The following is a 19280-nucleotide window of genomic DNA, read 5'->3' on the forward strand; positions in this document are numbered from 1 at the left end:
CCGGTTCCCCCTCGGTGATTGCTCGTCACTGTCGACGTGTCCGGCCGAGGCTCGTTCTTAACGTCGGCCGCGAAGATTCACGAGCCGACTAGGGCTGGTTGAAGGATTCTCTGGCGTCGGTGATGGTGCTTCCGTCGCGGAGGGTGAGCGTGACTGTGAAGGTGGGCTCCGGTCCGCCGCGGCCAGTCTCGCCTCCCTCGGTGAGGCCGGTTCCCGGCCACCACGCTGCCCAGTGGCCGTCTGCAATCGTGGCGATGACGCTCGTGCCGTCGCCGGTGCGGATGGTGAGCCCGGTCACGTCCGAGCCGACGTCGCCGCGGGTGAAGACGGCGGGCGGGAGGTTCTCGCCCGCGAACTGACTGATGCCTCCCTGCGTGTATTCCTCAGCGAGCGGCGCGAAGCCGCCCTCGCTTCCAGTGGAACTGACGAGTGCCCTTCCCGCAGTGCTCGTCCCTACCGGAATCTCGATGAGGCACGCTCGCTGACTGGGCGTCGTGTAGGAGACCATCACCCAGTTGCCGCGCCGCTCCCCGATCGCCGGCTGACCGAGCTGCTCCGCGTCACCTGACGCACAGGCCTCGCCGGCGGTGGCCAGGTCGGAGGCGCTGGCAATGTCCGATGTGGAGGTCCAGGAGGCGTACGCGCGGGAGTCGACACCGGACGGCAGGACGGCGAGAGCGACTCCTAGCGCTGCCGCCCCGACCCCGGCGGGAAGGACGAATTGCCATCCCCGAGGGCGCCGAGCGGCGGGCTCTCGAGCGGTCACCGGGTCGCTGTGGAGGATCATCTGGAGCCGCGCAGCGGCGGCCTCGCGAGCCGGGCCGTCGAGCTCGTACTGAGCGGCCGGGTCGAGGTCTTTCGTGGCGAGGAGTTCGGGCGTGGTCATGATGCCTCCAAGGCGGGCGAGTCGGCGTGGTGCTGGCGTGAGGGGGGATCGAGTAACGCCCGCAGCGCGGTGCGTGCTCGGTGAAGTCGGAGTCGGAAGGCGACAGCGGTGATGCCGAGCACTCCGGCCGCGGAGGGAGAGTCGAGCCCTTCCCAGGCCGTCAGCGCGATCGCTTCCTGGTGCTGCGGTGTGAGCTGCTGCCAGGACTGGTAGAGGTCGAGCCGGGTCGCGATCGCGTCCTCCGGCGACCGCGCGGCCGCGTCGGTGTGAGCGGCGACCCGGATCGCGAGGGCGGCGGTGCGGTGCTGACTGCGGAGGTCGTTGAGGAGGCAGTTGCGGGCGATGGTGAACAGCCACGCACGCGTGGGCTCGTCTTCCGATGGCGCGGTGTCGTGTCGGCGCCAGGCGATCAGGAATGCCTCGTGCGCGAGGTCTGCGGCGCGCTCGGGGTCAGTGCGACGCCTCAGGAACCGGACGACGCTGACGTACTCGCGCTCGTACAGCTCGGAGAAGCTCGCCTCGCGGTCGGACTGTGGTGGGCTCATACCTGGGACATGTCGCCAGCCGAGCTGCTGTTACAGGTGATCGAGTACCTGTTGATCAGCAACACGGAACCGACGGCTCGCCCACAGGGTGATGAGCCACGCCACCGAGCCCAAGATCGGCAGGAGCACGACCACGACGGTCCACCCGACGCGCGCAGCGTTGGTGAGGGTCTTCGTCGTGATGAGAGTCACGATCGAGACGATGGGAAGAGCGACGCTGAGGATCGAGAAGACGATCCATGCGACGTCGTAGTAGGTGGGAACCAGGATCACCGCGTCCTCAGTCAGAGCGATCTCCTTTGCTGTCGAGCCAAGGCGACGCTGGTCGAACGGTCGCGGATCCAGCCTCTAGGCCATCGAAGCATCGCGCAAGACCGACCTTCTGCGGTCCGTCTCGCATGGGAATCGCTTAGCCGTCAGGGCGAGGAAAGGGACCCGTCACCGGTACCCGCGAAATATCGCCAACCGAAATCGACAGTCAGGGCGAAAGAGGCATCCGTTGCGCGCACATCCGCTGGAGTCGACTCGGTGATCGACCCTTCGTAGGACTGACGGTTGAAGCCCTGAGGGAGCGGGAGGCCATCGACCTGCAATCGGGAGGCGGCGACGAGAGTCCACCGGACGGTAGCCGTCCCGTTGGCACCTCCACCGGGAAGCCCACGACCACCACCACCGGAGATGTCGCCGCTTTGCAGTAGGTCGACGCCGACCAGAGAATCAACGACTCTCACTCCTGTGCCGTGGATTCCGTTGGTCGCGAGGAATCTGTCGACGGCTTCGGCCGCTACGAGCTGATCGGCGCCGTCCACCGCGTAGACGATTCCTCCGTCGAGTCGGCAGACCGTCGTGATAACTGACCCTGACTCGCCGATCTGATCGGATCCTCCCTCTCCGAAGCACCAGTCCTCCGTCGCCCGTGCCACCTCTCGCACGCCAGGCACGGCGTCCACCGCCATCGCCTCGTCAAACAGCGGACGCGTGTCCTGCCGTGCTGCAGCGACAATGGGCGAGGTTGGTGACGGCCCAGGAATGTCAGCGGCACAACCGGAGAGCGGGATCACGGCGGCTGCAAGAGCGAGCAGACCCCGCCAGAGGAGTCGCCTTTCACGGCCAGAGTCGGGTCGCGCGTGCATGCGCCCAACGTACGACGCTCTGGCCGGTGCGCCCAGGCCGCGTACGCGACTACCCGCCGTCACGGAACCTGATTTCGGCCGTTCACGAGACCTAGAATGAGTGACAAGTTACGTGACGCCTTCGCTCGGCGCGCCATCCCATCAGCACCGTGTCACGTATTCGGCCGTATAAGTGACAGGGGTCCGTGATGCTCGTTGGGTACATGCGCGTCTCGAAGACCGATGGAACGCAGACCACAGATCCGCAGCGCGATGCGCTGCTCGCGGCCGGCGTCGAGGACGCGCAACTGTACTCCGACCTCGCGTCCGGCCGGAAGGATGATCGGCCGGGTCTGCTGTCATGCCTGAAGGCACTGCGCGAGGGGGACACGCTCGTGGTGTGGAAGCTGGACCGGCTCGGGCGCGACCTGCACCACCTGGTGAACACGGTCCATGACCTCACCGCGCGCGGCATCGGGTTGAAGGTGCTGACGGGTCAGGGGGCGGCGATCGACACGACCACCGCTGCCGGCAAGCTGGTCTTCGGGATCTTCGCTGCCCTCGCCGAGTTCGAGCGCGAGCTCATCTCCGAACGCACGATGGCGGGCCTCGCGTCCGCTCGAGCACGCGGTCGGGTCGGCGGGCGCCCGTTCACCATGACGCCCGCCAAGGTGCGACTCGCTATGGCGTCGATGGGCAAGCCGGAAACGAACATCGGTGCCCTCTGCAAAGAACTCGGCATCTCCCGCCAGACGCTCTACCGACACGTCTCGCCCACGGGTGAGGTGCGACCAGACGGCCTCCGCGTCCTCGGACGCAAGAGCACCTAGATACGCAGCTCTCCGACGCCGGCGTAGGCTCCGAAAGACGGCTCCGATGGTTGTGCAGACGACCTTGAAGATCTGTGCAGAGGACCTCGAGAACTGACATGTGCCGCGCGTCGGCGCGGGCGGCAGTGTCCCGTAAGACCCGCCCGATGAAATGCCCGGTGACGGGGCGGCTATCGGGACACTGGAACGGTGGATCAGAAGGCAATGCTGCGCACCCGAGCCGAGGCGCTCGACGAGCTCGACCAGCAGCTGCGTTCCGAGGCCGAAGCGACAGAGTTCGCAGGTCAAGAGTGTGAAACACGCAACCCCTCACCGTCCGGCCATTCCTCGGACTTTGTTCCGTACGTGATTGAGTACGAAGATTCAATGCCGGAGCGCGCAAATCAGAACACTCGCACGCTGATGTTCGGTGTGCTGCTCGGTCTTGCGGGAGGTTTTGCGGCCAGTCTTGTTGCTTGGGGAGATTCGCGCCGTCGCGACCGTCGCGAGGAGACACAAAAACAATAAGAGAGGTCAAAGCCCGGCAAGCGCCTATTGCGCGGCTGATCTCGGAGGACCAGCCCGCGCTTTAGTCGCTAGCCAGTTCGCCAATTAGGGTGCGACCTGTGAGGTGGGATGTACTTCACTTAGACGTGAGTATCCACAAACCGATGTATGTGATGTGAAGGGGTGGTTTGGGCGAGAGCCTGTCCGAATGAGCAGCGGCTGGTGCGCGTGCAGTGGTGGCTGCGAGGTTTGATCATGTGTGGCGTAGAGGTGCCGGTGCTGCCATTGCCGCGCCTCCCTCTTCGGGCGGCCGGTTGGAGGGCCGGCTATGACTAGCTGAACCTCAGCAAGCTGACATAATCTCGCTTATGAGAAGCGGCAGTGGGAAGCGCCCGGGGGAGCGCGCAAGCCCTATACCGCCTTCGACGGGCTTGCGTACCGTCGCTGACGACCCGCACCACTCCTCGAGGCACCGGACCGGTGCAGAACAGGTGACAGCACATGACTCGCGAGCAGAACATCGCCTCCCAGCAGGCCTTCGGTGAGGCGGTCAACGCCGGCGACTTCGCCGCGTTCGACGCACTCGTCGCGCCCGACTCGGTCGATCACGACCCGGCGCCCGGCCAGGCACCCGGTCCAGAGGGATACGCCGCGTTCTTCGGCGACCTGCGGACCGCGTTCCCCGACATGGCACTCGAGGTCGAGAAGCTCGTCGCGGACGACGACAGCGTCGCGTTCGCCTACACGCTGACCGGCACGCAGACCGGTGTGTTCCAGGGCCACGCGCCGACGGGCAAGTCCGTGAAGATCCGCGGCATGCAGATCAGCACCTTCGTCGACGGCAAACTCGCCGAGCGCTGGGGAAGCAGCGACGAGCTCGGCATCCTCACGCAGCTCGGCCTCGCACCCGGCGCCTAGCCGGCGGGACTCCGACGGGTTCCGAAGCTCGTGTGCAACCACACCTCGGAGCCCGTCGAGCGGGGTGTGTGCGAACAAACTGACATAACGTCGATTATCGGAGGTCGCGCGGCGGAGCGGTTTGCTCTAGCGAAACCGGTTGCTCCAACTGCACGCCGGTCGCTTCGACCGCAGCCTCGTTTTGTGCCCACGGGTGATTTGGCGCCCGCGCAGGTCAGCGCAGGTTGCTGCTCGGGGCGAAGGGCCGTCGACTAGTTGTCGTTGATGGGATGGACCGACGCACGATCGTGTGTTGTGCAACTTCTGATCACCGCGGAAAAATTTTGCAGTTACAACTGAAACGCCGTAACGTGGACCTGCGCAGATCAGTTGAGACGCGTGATGGAGGATGAAGGACATGTCTAGAACGCTTGCGATCACGGCACCAGCAAACACCCGGGCCGTGCGAAATGAAGCCGCTGCGGTCGTTCGCGACGCGTGCGATGAGCAGATCACAACTTTCTCCGTGCAGGTCGGCGACCGCACGATTCCTCTCCAGGAGAACGTGTCGAGCTTCCTCCGGTTCATACTCGAGCAGGCCGCGGAAGGCGCATCGTTCTCGATCGCGTCACGGCCCGAGGAGCTCACATCGACGGTCGCTGCCGATCTCGTCGGAGTATCTCGCCCCACGCTCATGAAGATGGCGCGGGAGGGACTCGTCCCGTCGATCAGAGTTGGCACTCACACTCGTTTCAAGTCGGCGGACATCGAAGAGTTCCTTCGCGCGCGAAGCGAAGCGAGAGCAGCAGCGTTTAAGGAGCTGCGTCAGATCGACGACGAGCTGGAGCTTCACGCCGCCCAGTAAGCTCGCGCCATGACCCAGCGCATCTTCGTTGACGCGAACATTCTCATGTCGCGCACGCTGATGGACTGGTTGTTCATGCTTCGCGCGGAGACCGGTCGGATGTTCTCGATCGTGACGAGTGAGGACGTCCTGGCGGAGGTTGAGTACTCGTTGCGACGCCTGCACCCCGAGGCGCCCGGCCGGCTGATCGTTCAAAAGCGGGCGAAGATCGTCGAATGTGTCGATGAGGTCCTTGGTGACTTCGACGCCACCGTTCCGTACAACGGCACCGATCCTCACGATCGCCACGTCCACGCTGCTGCGCTCGCGGCCGGCGCGGATATCTTGCTGACCAACGACGGCGGATTCTCGGACAGCGAGGACGAGCTCTACGAGGTCTACCGCGCGGATGACTTCTTCATCCTCATCGATGACGGAGCGCCCTCACACGTGCAGCGTGTGACGGACAAGCAGCGGATTTACTGGCGAGACAGGGATGGCAGACCCCTCGCTGACGCTCTCCGCGGGGCCGAGTGCCCGCAGTTCGCGGAAAGGGTCACCGGGCACCTCCGTACGCTCTCGGGAATCCGCCGCGACGATCTCGCCCCCGTTCTCCTCACTGCAGAGTGAACGCAGCGAGGCCCAGCACGCGGGAGTCGTGCTGGGCCTCGCTGAGTTCAAGCGCGGACCATTGGACGTCTCAGCCCGTGGCCCGAGCCGCGGGTGTCACCGGACCAAGCGGTGCAGGAACTGAATGGCGTGCTCGACGCGCGTCTTGATCACCTGAAGCTGCGGCAGATCGAATCGTCCCGCTCCCCCGTGCGTTGCGGCGTTGAAGTCGGTGAAGAGCGAGATGACACTGTCGATGTCGTCTTCCACGAACTGAGCGAGCGCGGCGACGTAGTTTCCGGTGCGAGCGAGGAAGAACTGGATCTTCGCGCGGCGGGACACGCCTCCGTTCGGGGTTCGTACGTACTCAGGGTTTGCCTGCTTCACAGCAGAGTCGGGCGCTTCTCGATCGAGAATGCTCGCGAGGATCTCGCGGGCGCTCGTGCAGAAGTGCCGGGCTGCGTCCGGGTTCTGCGGGCTCAAGGCGAACAGTGCGCCGTTCCACCGGTCCTGCAACTCCGGGTCGATGCTCGCGAGTTCGTTGGTGAGCGACGTCACCCGAAGCTCCGGTTCTTGATCCTCGTCATCGGTTGACGGAGCCAACAGTGCATTGAGGGTTGCGACGCTGTTGGCGGCTTCGCCCTCTGCCAGGTCGAGGAAGTTGCGCGAGTCTGACCAGGCGCCTTCGGTGGCTGCCGACTCCACGTCGGCGAAGGATCGCTGCAACGTCGACACCGATCGGGTGTAGGTGACATAGCGCGTCGACGAGTGCGTCTGGGACCGCAGCTTGCTGAGTTCCCGCTCGAGCCGCTGGCGGTTGGCGCGGACACGCGAGTTGTGGGCGGACGCCTCGCGGTTGTACGTGCTGACCGCTTGGCGCACCTTGTTGTTGTAGTTGCGGACTTCCCGGTTGTAGTTACTGATGGCCTGCCGCTGCTTCTGCTCGGCCTGGCGAACCATGCTGCGAAGCTGGGAGGGAGTGACTCTGCGCACCATCACTACCACCGCACCTTCTCGGCCGTGAAGGTGATCCTGGTCCCGGAGCTGATCGCCTCCGCGTACTGGCTCAGCTCCGGATCGGTGAGGTCACCGCCGTCCTGGCGGAAGATGCGCTGAAGCGCGGGCTTGATCTCGCTGACCGGTCGACCGGCATAGCGGCCGTGCAGAGCCGCGAGCGCGCGGCTCCGCTTGCGGGCGACATCGTCGAGGGTCGACTGGACCTGCTGCTGCAATTCGCGGCGAAGCGCTGCTTCGTTGAACGTGAATGACATGGTGATGTGTGAGCTCCCTGCCCGAACGGGCGTTGGGGAAGCGTGCCGTGCATCGAGACGTCGACGAGGGTCCGTGGCTCCGGGAGGAGCCACGGACCTTAGGGGCTAGCCCTTTCCGAGGGTCGAGCCGGCCTTCGACTTGGCGGCCTTGCCGGACGAGTCGGACGCGAGGGTCCTTCCCGCCTTCGACAGGGCAGCCTTCGAGGGCTTGGCCGACCGTGACGACTTCGACATCACGTGCTCCACTTCTCTATATGAGGGAGGCAGCGTCGCGTCAACGGGCCGGAGCCCGCTTCACGCAGAGGCCATGGAACCTCTAAGGTCAAGGAGTCCTTCCACAGACACCCTCGGCCCCGATCTGCCTATGAGCACCGAATCTGCTCAGGAGCAGATCGGGGCTGTTTACATTCACAACTGTAACTCAGTGGTCCGCTCTGCGCCTCTGTCGCAGCGGAAATGTGGTAAACACCTCCTGGTTTATCCACAGGATCTTGAGCCGCCAGGGGGCCGTCAGGGGCCGAAACGGACTGCTTTTCGAGCTGGGTCACGCTTCGGTCACGAATTACACGGCTGAAAGTCAAAGCTGAATGCTTGCTGAGGAAGTTATCCACAGGCAGCCTGCGCAGGACGTCCTCGACCGGTCGCCCGTGAGGAGATCCCGTTCGATCTCTGCCGCTAAGCCGCGCTTTGCGCGGCACGGGGCCCGAATGCGTGCTCACCGCGCCAGCTTCTCACCGACCCATGACACAGGGCCTTTCCGGGCTGAGTGCCATCCCGAATGGGGATCGATCGGCGGGACGCTGAGCGTCCAATTCCGCCACGACATGCATCACGAGACGGCATGGGCCGAGAACTGACATAAGGTCAATTTTGATGAAAAGGGCGCTTGTTTCCGGTGGTTGGGGTCAGCGTAAGGCGCCGTCTCGCGCTGCCACCACTTCGGTGTAGAGCGGAGGCTGGTTGTCGTCCTCGAACATGCCGACCGGTGGCGGCGTGTAGGGCAGCGGATCACCGCCGTCGTTCTCGTCGCGAGAGTCCGCGAACGGCCCATCCATCGACAGGAGCACGTTCATGTGCGGGTCGCAGTGGTTGACCCACCAGGTGCTCGGCCCGTCCGTCTCGTCTCGTCGTGCGGCCTCCCACGCCCGCCACAGGGCTTCGATGCGCTGCACTGCCTCCTTGCTCTCCCACCAGGCCGCTTTCCAGCGCATGCCGCCCCCGGAGCCGTAGGCGATCACCCGGCGCCGGTAGGTGCTGATGAGCTGCTTGCGCACGAACTCATCCGCGGACCCGTAGTGCGTCGTCACTGCCTCCTCGTCTTGCGCCGGAGCGTGCTCCGAGGCGGGTGCGGAGTCCTCACCGCCGAACGGGTCGAAGTCGTCTGCGGTCATGCTTCCTCCATAGCGGCGGTAGTGACGAGGGGCGGCGTGGTCGGTGCGGGCTTGCCCGCTTTGTGGTTCGCGATGGAGGCGTTGATCGACTCCACCAGCGCCTTGGGTCCGTCGAGCCACGGGACGGTGCGCAGGATCGCGGCACGGTTACCGGAGGGCATCATCACCGCGCGCCCGATCTTGCGGCCCTTCCGCGGTGTGGGGAGGTTCGCCAGCTCCGCGACGTCGAGGATCAGTTCGCGCTTCAACGCGCTCGTGGTCGAGCGCACACCCTTGTTCATGCTCGCGGAGGTCGTCTCCCGGTCGTAGGTGCCGATCAGGTCGGACACCATGCGCAGGACCCTGAACCGACCCCTTGACAGCACGGTGCTCGGAGCTGAGTGACGCGATGCGCTCACACGCACCGCTCGAGCAAAGGCTCGCTCCCTCCTCCCTCCGCCGTCACACCCAACTAGGAGGTACCACAGGGGCTCGCGGGTATGTAAACGCCCAGCCCCATGCCCGTCGGCCACCCTTCCCGGCCACAGGGCCACGCCGCCGGGCCTGCGAAGCCCCGCGTTACCTCTTCTAGCGTTCCATAGCGGAACGCAATAAAGTCACTGCCTCGAAGGTAAGTTTCGGCTGGCTGGTATGAATTGCTTGCCCGACCCATTTGATGCCATTCTCATCAGCCTTGATAGACGCGGTTCCAACGGGTTCCGAAAGCTCTTGGGCTGTATCCATACCATGAAGTAGTGCGGCTTCCACTCCTTCGGACGTGAGAAGCTGTTCATGCCACCCGAAAACGTTGGAGGGTCCTCTTCGATATCTATAGAGGATGAAGGCGTCATTAGGTTCCTGTGCCCAGCAGTGAATAAGTTCGATATCACCAGCACGATCTTGCTTTAGGAAGACACGCACTCCTCGCAGGAAGGCGTCGGCTGTATGTTCCGCCTGTGTCATTGCCCAACTCCTCCTAATCGACAGTAGCAGAGGAGAAGAGTAGATTTCTTCTCCTCTGCTACTGACCGAACTTACTCCGTGAACATGATCTCCGGCAGGGGCGCGTAGTCGAACGCGACCTCGGTCACGTCGCTTGCGATCTCTGCCTTCAGCTCCTCGATCTCCGGCGACGCGAGGATCTCGGCCTGCTTCGCTTGTTGGTCCGCCGTGAGCCCTTCCTCCGCAGGCGTGCTCGACCGGCTAAACGGGTTGTCGACACCTGGGTAGTCAATCGAGTACGTCACCCAGTCGGCGCAGCGAGCTTCGCCGCCCTGCTTGCAGTAGAGGGTCTGCATGCCCATCTTTCCGCCGACGGGCCATCCGTAGTACAGGTCGTACGACCGGGGATTGTAGATGCCCAGCAACTCGACCTGCTCGCGGAGCACGCACCTGCCGTCGACGCAGTCGTAGTTGCCCGCGTAGGCCTTGAGATTGTAATTGCCGTTCCCCTGCAGCGTGCTGTTCGTGGAAGCCATCACCTTCTTCATTGCGTTGGTGCTCCAGATGTTGTGCTTGTGGAAAACCTTGTCGAGGCCCCACCCGCGCTCGATGTCTGCATCGTAGAAGCCGCGCCGGATCGGGAAACTCCCATGCGTACTGCTCGACACCGTCGCGAAGGTGTCTGTACTGGGGTAGCCGGCGGGCGGTTGTGCTGCCATCACCGGTCCCGTAGAGACCAGTCCGATTCCGGTGGCTGCGATGCCCGCAATAAGCAGGCTTGCAGCGAAGGAACGGAAACGCTTCATGCGATCCACCTTTAGCTTCTTGTCTCTACTCTCATTGGCACTTCTGAATTCCCTCAATGGCATATCGAACGGCCTTTCATCTGTAGCGTTTTTTCAGATGCGGATTGATCTCCGCGTTTGAAGAAGGCTTGCAGCGAAGTCAGGAACGGTCAAGAGCGGAGCTTCAAGTGGCGGGATAAGTGGCGCGTTCGTGAGCGAGGAGTCTTACTCGGATCTTCGTGAATTCGGCTCTACTTCTTTCTCTCCTCCGCTTTCGCTTGCTTCAGCGCCCTCGGTTGGCGTGGCCGGAAGGGTGGCGGCCAGCGCGCTGGTGAGATCACTTCGGGGGCCGCCCGCAATGCGACTCTCGTTGGCAGCACACTCCGATCGACCATATGAGTATGTGTCACGTTCCAGGCGTGTGGTGAGAGGATGAAAGGTATGACAGGAGCGAAAAATCGCAGCACACCAGTGAAACCACTCCAAGATCGAGCTCATCGAACGCGAGCCGCGATCGTCGCGGCGGCACGCGAAGTCGTCATCGAGGTGGGTAGAGATCGGGCGACAACCGCCAAGGTGGCGGCTCGCGCCAGCGTCGGCATCGGCACTCTCTACCGGTATTTCGTCGATTTCGCGGATGTGCTCGAGGCTGTTTATGCAGAGGATCCGATCTACGATAGACATCAAGCGGTACTGAGAGCTGCGCACAAGGCGACCGACTCGGAGCGCGCCGAGACCGTCGCGGTGGAAGCTCTTCAAGAACTCATAAAGGAACTCAGGGCTGAGTCGCTTCTCGAAGCCGAGCTGCGTCTTTACACCTGATCTCGGGATCGTGCGAGCAACCCGCGGTGTCCGCTCGCATCGCAGAAGGCCTTCGTTTGTTCAGCGAGCGCACGCATCGGATGCCTCGCCACGAGGGACCATCAGCGCTCGCCGCCCGACCGCTCCCCGAACTCCACGAGCTTCGCGAACAGGTCCTCGATCAGCCAGCGGGTGTCGAACGCCTCGCAGACCCGGATCGTGTGCGGTCCTGCGTCGGGCAGGAGCTCGCCGTCCGCGGAGAACCGCGGTGCGCGGCGCTCCCGCCAGCGTCCGCCGGCGGGGTTCATCACGGCGCCGATGGCCGGGCTGTCGCCCAGCGACCGGAAGTCGAGCGGCCCGTACGGGATGGTGTCGTTGAACGCGATCAGCTGGTCCACCAGGTAGTCGCCGAGGGGGCTGGTTCCGCGCAGGCGCGTCCGCAGCTCGGCGTGCCCGACTCCGACTCCGGAGTAGACGGGCATCGGGATCTGCCAGAGGGCGATGCCCGACTCGAGGACGCGGTTCGCGGCGTCGACGTCGTTGATCAGGTTGAACTCGGGGCTGTAGGCGCGGATCTCGTCGTAGGGCGGGCCGCCGACCCAGACGACCACGATGTCGCGGGAGGCGATCGACGGCTCGAGCAGCAGGGCGGCGGCGACGTCGGTCAGCGGCCCGAGCACGGCGATCCACAGGCGGCCCTCGTCGCGCAGCGCCTCGGCCACGATCAGGCGGGCGCCGTCCGACGCCTCGGCGGGCAGGGCCGACTCGGCGCCGTCGACGACGGTCACCGTCGATCCCGCCAACTCCACGATGCGGTCGATCTCGGCGCGCGACTCCGGCATGCTCCCCGGCCGGCCGAAGTGCGCGGCGACGAGGCCGCGGACGTCGAGGGTCTCGGTCAGCAGCGCCTGGACGATCGCGAACTGGTCGTCGGCCTCGTTCGCCGCGTCGGTGCTGACGATCAGGCGGTGCGGGGGAGGCGGGGTCATGCGGACTCGCGCTGCACGAGGGTCGTCGCGAGGATCGGCTGCCGGTCGACCGGGCGGCCCTGCACGACGGCGACGACGGTCTCGGCGGCGACGCGGCCCATGTCCTCCAGGGGCTGCCGGATGGTCGTGAGGGTCGGATCCGAGGTGGTCGCGATGACGACGTCGTCGAAGCCGATGACGGAGACGTCGGCGGGGACGCGGCGGCCGGACGCCTGGAGCACGCGGATCGCGCCGTTGGCCATCAGGTCGGAGGAGGCGAAGACGCCGTCGAGGTCGGGGTGGCGCTGCAGGAGGCGGGCCATCGCGGCGGAACCGCTCTCGAGGGTGAAGGCGCCGTGCACGATCGGGCTGGAGTCGAGACCGAGCTCGGTCAGCTCGTCGCGCCAGCCGCGGATGCGGTCGCGGGCGGGCTCCATGTCGTGCGGGCCGGCGATGATGCCCAGGCGCCGGCGGCCGGAGTCGGCGAGCGCGCGGGCGGCGAGGCGGCCGCCTCCGTAGTTGTCGGAGTCGATGACGATCGCGTCCTCGGGCAGGGCGACGCGAGGGCGGCCGACCCAGGCGATCGGCACGGGGGAGTCGGCCAGCGCCTGGGCGAGGTGGGTGATCTCGTGCTGGAGGATCACGATCGCGCCGTCGACGGCCCGCGAGCGGAGGAAGCGGGGGATGCGGTCGCTGTCGTCGTGGTCGGCGGGCAGCAGCACGGGCTGCACCTCGCCGGCGTAGAGGCCCTTCGCGGCGCCCTTCAGCACCGAGGTGAAGAACGTCCCGGTGAGGCTGTCGAGCTCGTTGAAGGCGACGATCAGGGCGATGGCCCCGGCCCGCCCGCCGCGGAGCATCCGGGCGGCGCTGTTCGCCTCGTAGCCGAGGGACTTCGCGGCGCGCTCGACCGCGGCGGTCATCCGGACGTCGACATTGGTGCCGCCTGCGAGCACCCGGGCGGCGGTGGCGCGCGAGACGCCCGCGGCCTGGGCGACGTCCACCAGCGTGGGTCGAGTCATGCTGCTTCCTTCTGCGAGGGGAGGTTCCGGCTTCCGCGCCTCCCCGCGGAGCACGGTGGGGAGAACGTCGGAGTGAAGACTCGCACGGGGCGGCGGGCGGCCGTCCGGAACTGCTCGATTTGCGAAACTTCCCTTTGATACTAGGCGGAGATCGTTATCTCGCGGAGACCGGTTCTCGCTTGCGTCGTGCTCGCGGGCGGGTTAGGTTGGCCGCCAAGAGATCGTTCTCTGAGGCCCGCCCTCACCGAAACCCTGCGAATCCCCAACGAAGAGGAATTGTCGTGAAAAGAAGCCTGACGGCCGTAGCCGCCGCAGCAGCAGTAGTCGCGCTCACCCTGACCGGGTGCTCGTCCGGAGGGGGAGGAGGCGCCTCGGACGACCCGAACGCCGAAGCCACCTTCTGGTCCTTCACCGGCATCAACGCCAAGGACAGCGTCGACGAGTACCTCGCGAAGATGCCCGACGCGAAGATCAAGCTCTCCGAGGTCGGCAGCACGACCGAGACCGCCACCGCCCTCACCGCGGCCCTCGCCGGCGGCAAGGTGCCCGACCTGGTCATGATCCAGAACGACGACCTGCCCCAGTTCGTCGCCAACAGCTCGAACTTCCTCGACCTGCGCACCCTCGGCGGCGACGACGTCGCCTCGACCTACCTCCCGTGGGCCGCCTCCGCCGCGACCGCCGACGACGGCTCCGTCGTGGGCGTCCCGACCGACGTCGGCGGACTGGGCTTCGCCTACCGCGCCGACCTCTTCGAGCAGGCCGGCCTGCCGACCGAGCCCGACCAGGTCGCCGAGCTCTGGAAGGACTGGCCGTCCTTCATCGAGACCGGCAAGAAGTACACCGAGGCGACCGGCAAGCCGTTCGTCGACAACATCGAGACCAGCGTCTTCTTCTCGACCGTCAACCAGGTCTCGGAGAAGTACTACTCGCCCGACGGCGAGCTGGTCTACGACACCAACCCGCAGGTGAAGGACGCGTTCCAGGTCGCCGTGGACACCAAGGACGCCGGCATCAGCGCCGGCATCGCCGCCTGGTCCTCGGGCTGGGCTCCGGGCCGCGCGAACGGCGCCTTCGCCGTGACGATCGCCCCCTCGTGGATCCTCGCCGGCATCAAGACCGACGCCCCCGACACCGCCGGCAACTGGCGCGTCACCAGCGTCCCCGGCATCGGCGGCAACTGGGGCGGCAGCGTCATCGCCATCCCCGCCCGCGCCGAGCACCCCGAGGCCGCCTGGCAGTACATCAAGACGATGATGTCGGCCGAGGGCCAGACCGACCACTTCAAGGCCTCGGGCACGCTGCCCGCCGCCACCGAGGCGGTCGCCAGCGAAGAGGTCCAGTCGTACACCGACCCGTTCTTCGGCGACTCGAAGATCGGCGAGGTCATGGCGACCTCCGTCGAGCAGTTCCCGTCCTTCTACAACGGACCGGACACCACCCCGATCAACGGGGCGCTCCTCAACACCCTCGTCGAGCTGGAGGCCGGCAACGTGACCTCCGACAAGGCGTGGTCGACCGCACTCGACACGGCCAAGCAGGCCATCGGCGGCTGATCGCCCCACCCACCCGAGCGGCCCGGCGCCTCGCGCGCCGGGCCCCTCCCCCCTTTCTCGACGGAGGTACTCCCGTGTCAACGGTGACAGCAGCACCACCCCGCAAGCAGCGCAAGCAGCCCAGCGCGCCGGTCCAGAAGGCCGCGCGGATCCGCAACTCCCTCTCGGAGCGGATCGCCCCCTACGCGTACGTCGCGCCCTTCTTCATCATCTTCATCGTCTTCGGGCTCTTCCCGCTCCTGTTCACGTTCTACGTCTCGCTCTTCGACTGGAACCCGATCGGCGAGCAGACCTTCGTCGGCATCGCGAACTTCCAGCAGCTCTTCGCCGACTCCCGGTTCTGGAACGCGCTGGTCAACACCTTCGGCATCTTCATCATCTCGACGGTGCCCCAGCTGCTGTTCGCCCTCTTCCTCGCGCACCTGCTGAACCACGCCCGCCTCCGCTGGGCGAACTTCTTCCGCATGGCTCTGCTGGTGCCGTACATCACCTCCGTCGCGGCGACCGCGATCGTGTTCGCGCAGATCTTCGACAAGAACTTCGGCCTGATCAACTGGTTCCTCGGCATCTTCGGACTGCCGTCGATCAACTTCCTCGCCACGAACTACGGCTCCTGGATCGTCATCTCGACGATGGTCTTCTGGCGCTGGTTCGGCTACAACACGCTCCTCTACCTGGCGGGCCTGCAGTCGCTGCCCCGCGAGATGTTCGAGGCGGCCTCCGTCGACGGCGCGTCCAGCTGGCAGCAGTTCCGCCACCTGACGATCCCGGCGCTGCGCCCGATCATCGTCTTCACCGTGATCATGTCGACCATCGGCGGTCTGCAGATCTTCACGGAGGCGCTCCTGGTGGCTCCCGAATCGGGCCTCACCTGCGGCGCCGGCCGGCAGTGCCAGACGCTGGCGCTCTTCCTCTACGAGCAGGGCTTCGGCCAGTTCAAGTTCGGCTACGGATCCGCCATCGGCGTCGTGCTGTTCGTGATCGTGGTCCTCGTCTCCCTCCTCAACTTCTACCTCTCCACCCGCACCCGGAAGGAGGCCGTCTGATGTCGGATGTGATCGACCAGGCCGTCCCGCAGACGCTGGCCCCCACGGTCCAGAAGGCACAGCTGCCGAAGCGGCACGGGAAGGGCGGCGGAGTCGGCTGGCCGACCTACGTCTTCCTCGTGATCGCGGTGCTCGTCTCGATCTTCCCGCTCTACTACATGTTCGTCGTCGCGTCGGTCGGAGCGACCGCCGTCACGTCGATCCCGCCGCGCCTGTACCCGGGCACGAACTTCATGGCGATCGCCGAGAAGGTGTTCGACACCGTCCCGTTCATCGCCTCGATGCTGAACAGCCTCATCGTGTCGCTGAGCATCGCCGTCATCTCGGCGATCCTCTGCGCGATGGCCGGCTTCGCCTTCGCGAAGCTGCAGTTCCCCGGCCGCAACGTGCTGTTCCTCATCGTGCTGCTGACCATGACGGTGCCGGCGCAGCTGAGCATCATCCCGCAGTACCTGATCGTCTCGGCGCTCGACTGGGTCGACACCCTCCAGGCGATCATCGTGCCGGGCCTGGCCAGCGCCTTCGGCATCTTCTGGATGCGGCAGCACATGTCCACGACGGTCAGCGACGAGCTGATCCAGGCGGCCCGCATCGACGGCGCCAACTCGTGGCAGCTGTTCTGGCGCATCGCCTTCCCGGTGGTCCGCCCCGCGGCGTTCGTCCTCGGACTGATCACCTTCACCGCGGTCTGGAACGACTTCATGTGGCCGTTCATCGTCCTCAAGTCGCCGGAGCTGTTCACGGTGCAGATCGCGCTGAAGCAGCTGCAGGCCAACCGCTCGATCGACGTCGCCCTGGCGATGGGCGGATCGTTCATGGCCACTCTCCCGCTGCTGATCGCGTTCTTCTTCGTCGGCCGCCGGATGGTGTCCGGGATCATGGACGGGGCGTTCAAGGGCTGATGCACGACGCTTCCCCAGCACTGCCCGGGACGGACGCCGCGCGTCCTCCCGGGCGGGACTGGCGGGACCGCGCTCTGCCTCCGGCCGAGCGCGCCCGCCTCCTGACCCAGGAACTCACCCTCGAGGAGAAGGCGGCGCAGCTCGGCTCCGTCTGGCTCACCGACTCCGCCGACGACTTCGCCCCGAAGCTCGACGACGGGCCCGCCGCGGGCGACGACCTCTTCACCGGCGGCCTCGGCCAGCTGACCCGCGTGTTCGGCACCGAGCCGGTCACCGTCCCGGAGGGCGTCCGCCGGCTCCGCGAGCTGCAGGAGCGCGTGGTCGCCGGCAGCCGCCTCGGCATCCCGGCCATCGCGCACGAGGAGTGCCTCACCGGCCTGGCCGCGTACGGCGCGACCGCGTTCCCCACTCCGCTCGCCTGGGCGGCCACTTTCCACGAGGAGCTCGTGGGCGAGATGGCGGAGGCGATCGGCTCGGACATGCGCGCCCTCGGCATCCACCAGGGCCTCGCCCCGGTCGTCGACGTCGTGAAGGACTACCGCTGGGGCCGCGTCGAGGAGACCCTCGGCGAGGACCCGTACCTCGTCTCGCAGCTCGGCGCCGCCTACGTGGCGGGGCTGGAGGGGACCGGTATCGTCGCGACGCTGAAGCACTTCGCCGGGTACGCCGCCTCCCGCGGCGCCCGCAACCACGGACCCGTGAGCATGGGGCCGCGCGAGCTCGCCGACACGGTGCTGCCTCCGTTCGAGGCCGCCCTGCGGCACGGCGGTGCCCGCAGCGTGATGACCTCGTACACCGACATCGACGGGGTGCCCAGCAGCGCCAGCCGGCACCTGCTGACGACGCTGCTCCGCGACCGCTGGGGCTTCGAGGGCACGGTCGTCGCCGACTACTGGGCGGTGCCGTTCCTCCAGGCCATGCACCACGTCGCGGTCGACGCGGCCGACGCGGGGCGCCTGGCGCTGCACGCGGGGGTCGACGTCGAGCTGCCGCAGACGGCGGCCTACGGCGAGCTGCCGCGCCTGATCCGCGAGGGCGTCGTCGACGAGGCCGACCTCGACCGCTCCGTGGCCAGGCACCTGCGCCACAAGTTCGAGGCGGGCCTGCTCGACGGCGGCCCGCTGGTACCCGAGGGGGCCGAGGAGGTCGACCTCGACAGCGCCCGCAACCGCGCGATCTCGTCGCGGATCGCGGAGGAGTCGGTCGTGCTGCTGCGCGACGAGGACGTCGCGGGGCTGCTGTCCTCCGGCTCGCTCGCCGTCGTGGGACCGGCCGCGGACCAGTTCCGCAGCCTGGTCGGCTGCTACGCGTTCCCCAACCACGTGCTCTCCAAGCACCCCGGGCACGACCTCGGCCTGTCGATCCCGACGGTGCTGACGGCGCTGCAGGAGGAGTTCGGCGCGTCGCGCGTGCGCTTCGCGGAGGGCGGCTCGATCACCTCCGCGTCGACCGACGGCGTGCAGGAGGCGGTGGACCTCGTCCGCGGCTCCGACGCGGCGGTCGTCGTGGTCGGCGACATCGCCGGGCTCTTCGGCGACGGCACCTCGGGCGAGGGCTGCGACGCGGCCGACCTCCGCCTCCCCGGAGCGCAGGAGCCGCTGGTGACGGCCGTGCTCGAGACCGGCGTGCCCACCGTGGTGGTCGTCCTCTCGGGCCGGCCCTACGCGCTCGGGGCGTTCGGAGCGGCGCGCGGACTCGTGCAGGCGTTCTTCCCGGGAGCGGACGGGGCGGCTGCGGTCGCCGGCGTGCTCTCGGGCCGCGTGGCTCCGACCGGGCGGCTGCCCGTGCAGATCCCGCGGCTCCCGTCCGCGTCGACCACGTACCTGCAGCCGTCGCTCGGGCTCTCGAACCCCGGGATCACGGCGCTGGACGCGACTCCGCTCTACCCGTTCGGCTACGGGCTGACCCGCGGCGCGGTGACGTATACGGAGCTGGCGACGGCGGCGGAGCTGCCGGTCGGCGGATCGCTCGACGTGGCGGTGTCGCTCCGGAACGACGGCGCCGACACGGTCGAGGTGGTGCAGCTCTACGCGGGCTACCCGACCTCGGCGGTGGTGCGGCCGGTCGCGCAGCTCATCGGCTTCGCGCGCGTGCCGATCGCGGCGGGCGAGACGATGACGGTGCACTTCCACGTCGACGCGGCCCGGCTCGCGGTGACGGGGGAGGACGGCCGGCTCGCCGTGGACCCGGGGCCGCTGCGGCTGACGGCCGGCGCCTCGGCGGCGGACGCGGCGGTGACGGCGGAGGTGTCGATCACGGGGGAGCGGCGGCTGCTCGCCGAGCGGGCGCTGCGGACCCCCTGGTCGGTGGCGCGAGGCTGAGCGGTCGGCGCCTCAGGGGGGAGGGGCCGGCCGCTCGCGGGGGCGGGCCGGCGGTGCCGGCTCGCGACCCCGCGGAAGTCGCGGTACTCG

23 protein-coding genes are annotated in these 19280 nt (G+C 66.8%); 10 read left to right on the forward strand and 13 right to left on the reverse strand.

Annotated elements, in window-relative coordinates; translation table 11 throughout:
* Positions 1-88: 88 nt before the first annotated feature.
* The 4 genes from C5C35_RS00565 to C5C35_RS16650 form a co-directional block, all read right to left on the reverse strand.
* Positions 89-886 (reverse strand): hypothetical protein, encoded by a 798-nt coding sequence (locus C5C35_RS00565; RefSeq protein WP_104262289.1) that lies wholly within the window; start codon positions 884-886, stop codon positions 89-91.
* Positions 883-1431: an RNA polymerase sigma factor gene (locus C5C35_RS00570; RefSeq protein WP_104262290.1), complete on the reverse strand. Its 549-nt coding sequence runs from the start codon at positions 1429-1431 to the stop codon at positions 883-885. Before C5C35_RS00570 ends, C5C35_RS00565 begins: the two co-directional genes overlap by 4 nt.
* 30 nt (positions 1432-1461) lie before the next feature.
* Positions 1462-1704, reverse strand: a complete 243-nt coding sequence (locus tag C5C35_RS00575) for a PLDc N-terminal domain-containing protein (RefSeq protein WP_181065431.1) — start codon at positions 1702-1704, stop codon at positions 1462-1464.
* A gap of 143 nt (positions 1705-1847) precedes the next feature.
* Positions 1848-2381, reverse strand: a complete 534-nt coding sequence (locus C5C35_RS16650) for a hypothetical protein (protein ID WP_146076864.1) — start codon at positions 2379-2381, stop codon at positions 1848-1850.
* 371 nt (positions 2382-2752) lie between these two features.
* Here C5C35_RS16650 and C5C35_RS00580 point away from each other — a divergent pair, with 371 nt between their 5' ends.
* The 5 genes from C5C35_RS00580 (at position 2753) to C5C35_RS00595 (ending at position 6230) form a co-directional block, all read left to right on the forward strand.
* Complete coding sequence (locus C5C35_RS00580) at positions 2753-3373, forward strand: recombinase family protein (RefSeq protein ID WP_104262291.1); 621 nt, start codon at positions 2753-2755, stop codon at positions 3371-3373.
* A 189-nt stretch (positions 3374-3562) separates the two neighbouring features.
* On the forward strand, positions 3563-3880 hold the full coding sequence (locus C5C35_RS16655) for a hypothetical protein (RefSeq protein ID WP_146076865.1): 318 nt from the start codon (positions 3563-3565) through the stop codon (positions 3878-3880).
* A gap of 480 nt (positions 3881-4360) precedes the next feature.
* Complete coding sequence (locus tag C5C35_RS00585) at positions 4361-4777, forward strand: ester cyclase (RefSeq protein ID WP_056045707.1); 417 nt, start codon at positions 4361-4363, stop codon at positions 4775-4777.
* 397 nt (positions 4778-5174) lie between these two features.
* Positions 5175-5621: a helix-turn-helix domain-containing protein gene (locus tag C5C35_RS00590; RefSeq protein ID WP_181065432.1), complete on the forward strand. Its 447-nt coding sequence runs from the start codon at positions 5175-5177 to the stop codon at positions 5619-5621.
* A 9-nt stretch (positions 5622-5630) separates the two neighbouring features.
* Positions 5631-6230, forward strand: coding sequence for a PIN domain-containing protein (locus C5C35_RS00595; RefSeq protein WP_104262293.1), 600 nt, complete (start codon positions 5631-5633; stop codon positions 6228-6230).
* A 96-nt stretch (positions 6231-6326) separates the two neighbouring features.
* Here the strand turns inward: C5C35_RS00595 and C5C35_RS00600 are convergent, their stop codons facing one another.
* The 7 genes from C5C35_RS00600 to C5C35_RS00620 all read right to left on the reverse strand — a co-directional run bounded on the left by C5C35_RS00600 (position 6327) and on the right by C5C35_RS00620 (position 10607).
* Positions 6327-7169 carry a hypothetical protein gene (locus C5C35_RS00600; protein ID WP_219813770.1) on the reverse strand — a complete coding sequence of 281 codons (843 nt, stop codon included), beginning with the start codon at positions 7167-7169 and terminating at the stop codon, positions 6327-6329.
* 38 nt (positions 7170-7207) lie between these two features.
* A complete protein-coding gene (locus C5C35_RS00605) occupies positions 7208-7480 on the reverse strand; it encodes a hypothetical protein (RefSeq protein WP_104262294.1) in 273 nt (90 codons plus the stop codon).
* 105 nt (positions 7481-7585) lie between these two features.
* Positions 7586-7714: a hypothetical protein gene (locus C5C35_RS17160; protein WP_258063410.1), complete on the reverse strand. Its 129-nt coding sequence runs from the start codon at positions 7712-7714 to the stop codon at positions 7586-7588.
* A 671-nt stretch (positions 7715-8385) separates the two neighbouring features.
* A complete protein-coding gene (locus C5C35_RS00610) occupies positions 8386-8871 on the reverse strand; it encodes a DUF4913 domain-containing protein (RefSeq protein ID WP_104262295.1) in 486 nt (161 codons plus the stop codon).
* Entirely contained in the window at positions 8868-9203 is a 336-nt protein-coding gene (locus C5C35_RS00615) for a hypothetical protein (protein ID WP_104262296.1), read from the reverse strand. The genes C5C35_RS00610 and C5C35_RS00615 overlap by 4 nt, the downstream gene beginning before the upstream one ends.
* Positions 9204-9438: 235 nt before the next feature.
* Positions 9439-9813 carry a hypothetical protein gene (locus C5C35_RS16660; RefSeq protein WP_146076867.1) on the reverse strand — a complete coding sequence of 125 codons (375 nt, stop codon included), beginning with the start codon at positions 9811-9813 and terminating at the stop codon, positions 9439-9441.
* Between the two features lie 71 nt (positions 9814-9884).
* Positions 9885-10607 carry a hypothetical protein gene (locus C5C35_RS00620; protein ID WP_104262297.1) on the reverse strand — a complete coding sequence of 241 codons (723 nt, stop codon included), beginning with the start codon at positions 10605-10607 and terminating at the stop codon, positions 9885-9887.
* Between the two features lie 411 nt (positions 10608-11018).
* On the opposite strand from C5C35_RS00620, the gene C5C35_RS00625 reads away from it, so the two are divergent.
* Entirely contained in the window at positions 11019-11399 is a 381-nt protein-coding gene (locus C5C35_RS00625) for a TetR/AcrR family transcriptional regulator (RefSeq protein ID WP_181127769.1), read from the forward strand.
* A 101-nt stretch (positions 11400-11500) separates the two neighbouring features.
* Here C5C35_RS00625 and C5C35_RS00630 read toward each other — a convergent pair whose 3' ends face one another.
* A complete protein-coding gene (locus C5C35_RS00630) occupies positions 11501-12367 on the reverse strand; it encodes a nucleoside hydrolase (RefSeq protein ID WP_104262299.1) in 867 nt (288 codons plus the stop codon).
* Complete coding sequence (locus tag C5C35_RS00635; RefSeq protein WP_104224675.1) at positions 12364-13365, reverse strand: LacI family DNA-binding transcriptional regulator; 1002 nt, start codon at positions 13363-13365, stop codon at positions 12364-12366. Before C5C35_RS00635 ends, C5C35_RS00630 begins: the two co-directional genes overlap by 4 nt.
* Before the next feature lie 281 nt (positions 13366-13646).
* Here C5C35_RS00635 and C5C35_RS00640 point away from each other — a divergent pair, with 281 nt between their 5' ends.
* From C5C35_RS00640 to C5C35_RS00655, 4 genes are all read left to right on the forward strand, one after another.
* Positions 13647-14921, forward strand: coding sequence for an extracellular solute-binding protein (locus C5C35_RS00640; RefSeq protein ID WP_104226495.1), 1275 nt, complete (start codon positions 13647-13649; stop codon positions 14919-14921).
* Positions 14922-15004: 83 nt separating this feature from the next.
* Complete coding sequence (locus tag C5C35_RS00645) at positions 15005-15967, forward strand: carbohydrate ABC transporter permease (protein ID WP_104224677.1); 963 nt, start codon at positions 15005-15007, stop codon at positions 15965-15967.
* Entirely contained in the window at positions 15967-16869 is a 903-nt protein-coding gene (locus C5C35_RS00650; RefSeq protein WP_104262300.1) for a carbohydrate ABC transporter permease, read from the forward strand. The genes C5C35_RS00645 and C5C35_RS00650 overlap by 1 nt, the downstream gene beginning before the upstream one ends.
* The gene (locus C5C35_RS00655; RefSeq protein ID WP_104262301.1) at positions 16869-19190 is read left to right on the forward strand and encodes a glycoside hydrolase family 3 N-terminal domain-containing protein; all 2322 of its coding nucleotides are present in this window, start codon (positions 16869-16871) and stop codon (positions 19188-19190) included. The genes C5C35_RS00650 and C5C35_RS00655 overlap by 1 nt, the downstream gene beginning before the upstream one ends.
* The last annotated feature ends 90 nt before the right edge of the window (positions 19191-19280 follow it).

It is taken from the genome of Rathayibacter sp. AY1F8 (genome assembly GCF_002932165.1).
Lineage (GTDB): Bacteria > Actinomycetota > Actinomycetes > Actinomycetales > Microbacteriaceae > Rathayibacter.

Excerpts from the sequence above, each read along its gene's own strand:
- C5C35_RS00610 (WP_104262295.1), bottom strand. The coding sequence starts at position 8,871 with ATGACCGCAGACGACTTCGACCCGTTCGGCGGTGAGGACTCCGCACCC.
- C5C35_RS00600 (WP_219813770.1), bottom strand. The coding sequence starts at position 7,169 with ATGGTTCGCCAGGCCGAGCAGAAGCAGCGGCAGGCCATCAGTAACTAC.
- C5C35_RS00615 (WP_104262296.1), bottom strand. The coding sequence starts at position 9,203 with ATGGTGTCCGACCTGATCGGCACCTACGACCGGGAGACGACCTCCGCG.
- C5C35_RS00650 (WP_104262300.1), top strand. The coding sequence starts at position 15,967 with ATGTCGGATGTGATCGACCAGGCCGTCCCGCAGACGCTGGCCCCCACG.
- C5C35_RS00595 (WP_104262293.1), top strand. The coding sequence starts at position 5,631 with ATGACCCAGCGCATCTTCGTTGACGCGAACATTCTCATGTCGCGCACG.
- C5C35_RS16660 (WP_146076867.1), bottom strand. The coding sequence starts at position 9,813 with ATGACACAGGCGGAACATACAGCCGACGCCTTCCTGCGAGGAGTGCGT.
- C5C35_RS00605 (WP_104262294.1), bottom strand. The coding sequence starts at position 7,480 with ATGTCATTCACGTTCAACGAAGCAGCGCTTCGCCGCGAATTGCAGCAG.
- C5C35_RS00630 (WP_104262299.1), bottom strand. The coding sequence starts at position 12,367 with ATGACCCCGCCTCCCCCGCACCGCCTGATCGTCAGCACCGACGCGGCG.
- C5C35_RS17160 (WP_258063410.1), bottom strand. The coding sequence starts at position 7,714 with ATGTCGAAGTCGTCACGGTCGGCCAAGCCCTCGAAGGCTGCCCTGTCG.
- C5C35_RS00580 (WP_104262291.1), top strand. The coding sequence starts at position 2,753 with ATGCTCGTTGGGTACATGCGCGTCTCGAAGACCGATGGAACGCAGACC.
- C5C35_RS00655 (WP_104262301.1), top strand. The coding sequence starts at position 16,869 with ATGCACGACGCTTCCCCAGCACTGCCCGGGACGGACGCCGCGCGTCCT.
- C5C35_RS00625 (WP_181127769.1), top strand. The coding sequence starts at position 11,019 with ATGACAGGAGCGAAAAATCGCAGCACACCAGTGAAACCACTCCAAGAT.
- C5C35_RS00590 (WP_181065432.1), top strand. The coding sequence starts at position 5,175 with ATGTCTAGAACGCTTGCGATCACGGCACCAGCAAACACCCGGGCCGTG.
- C5C35_RS00570 (WP_104262290.1), bottom strand. The coding sequence starts at position 1,431 with ATGAGCCCACCACAGTCCGACCGCGAGGCGAGCTTCTCCGAGCTGTAC.
- C5C35_RS00635 (WP_104224675.1), bottom strand. The coding sequence starts at position 13,365 with ATGACTCGACCCACGCTGGTGGACGTCGCCCAGGCCGCGGGCGTCTCG.
- C5C35_RS00565 (WP_104262289.1), bottom strand. The coding sequence starts at position 886 with ATGACCACGCCCGAACTCCTCGCCACGAAAGACCTCGACCCGGCCGCT.
- C5C35_RS00585 (WP_056045707.1), top strand. The coding sequence starts at position 4,361 with ATGACTCGCGAGCAGAACATCGCCTCCCAGCAGGCCTTCGGTGAGGCG.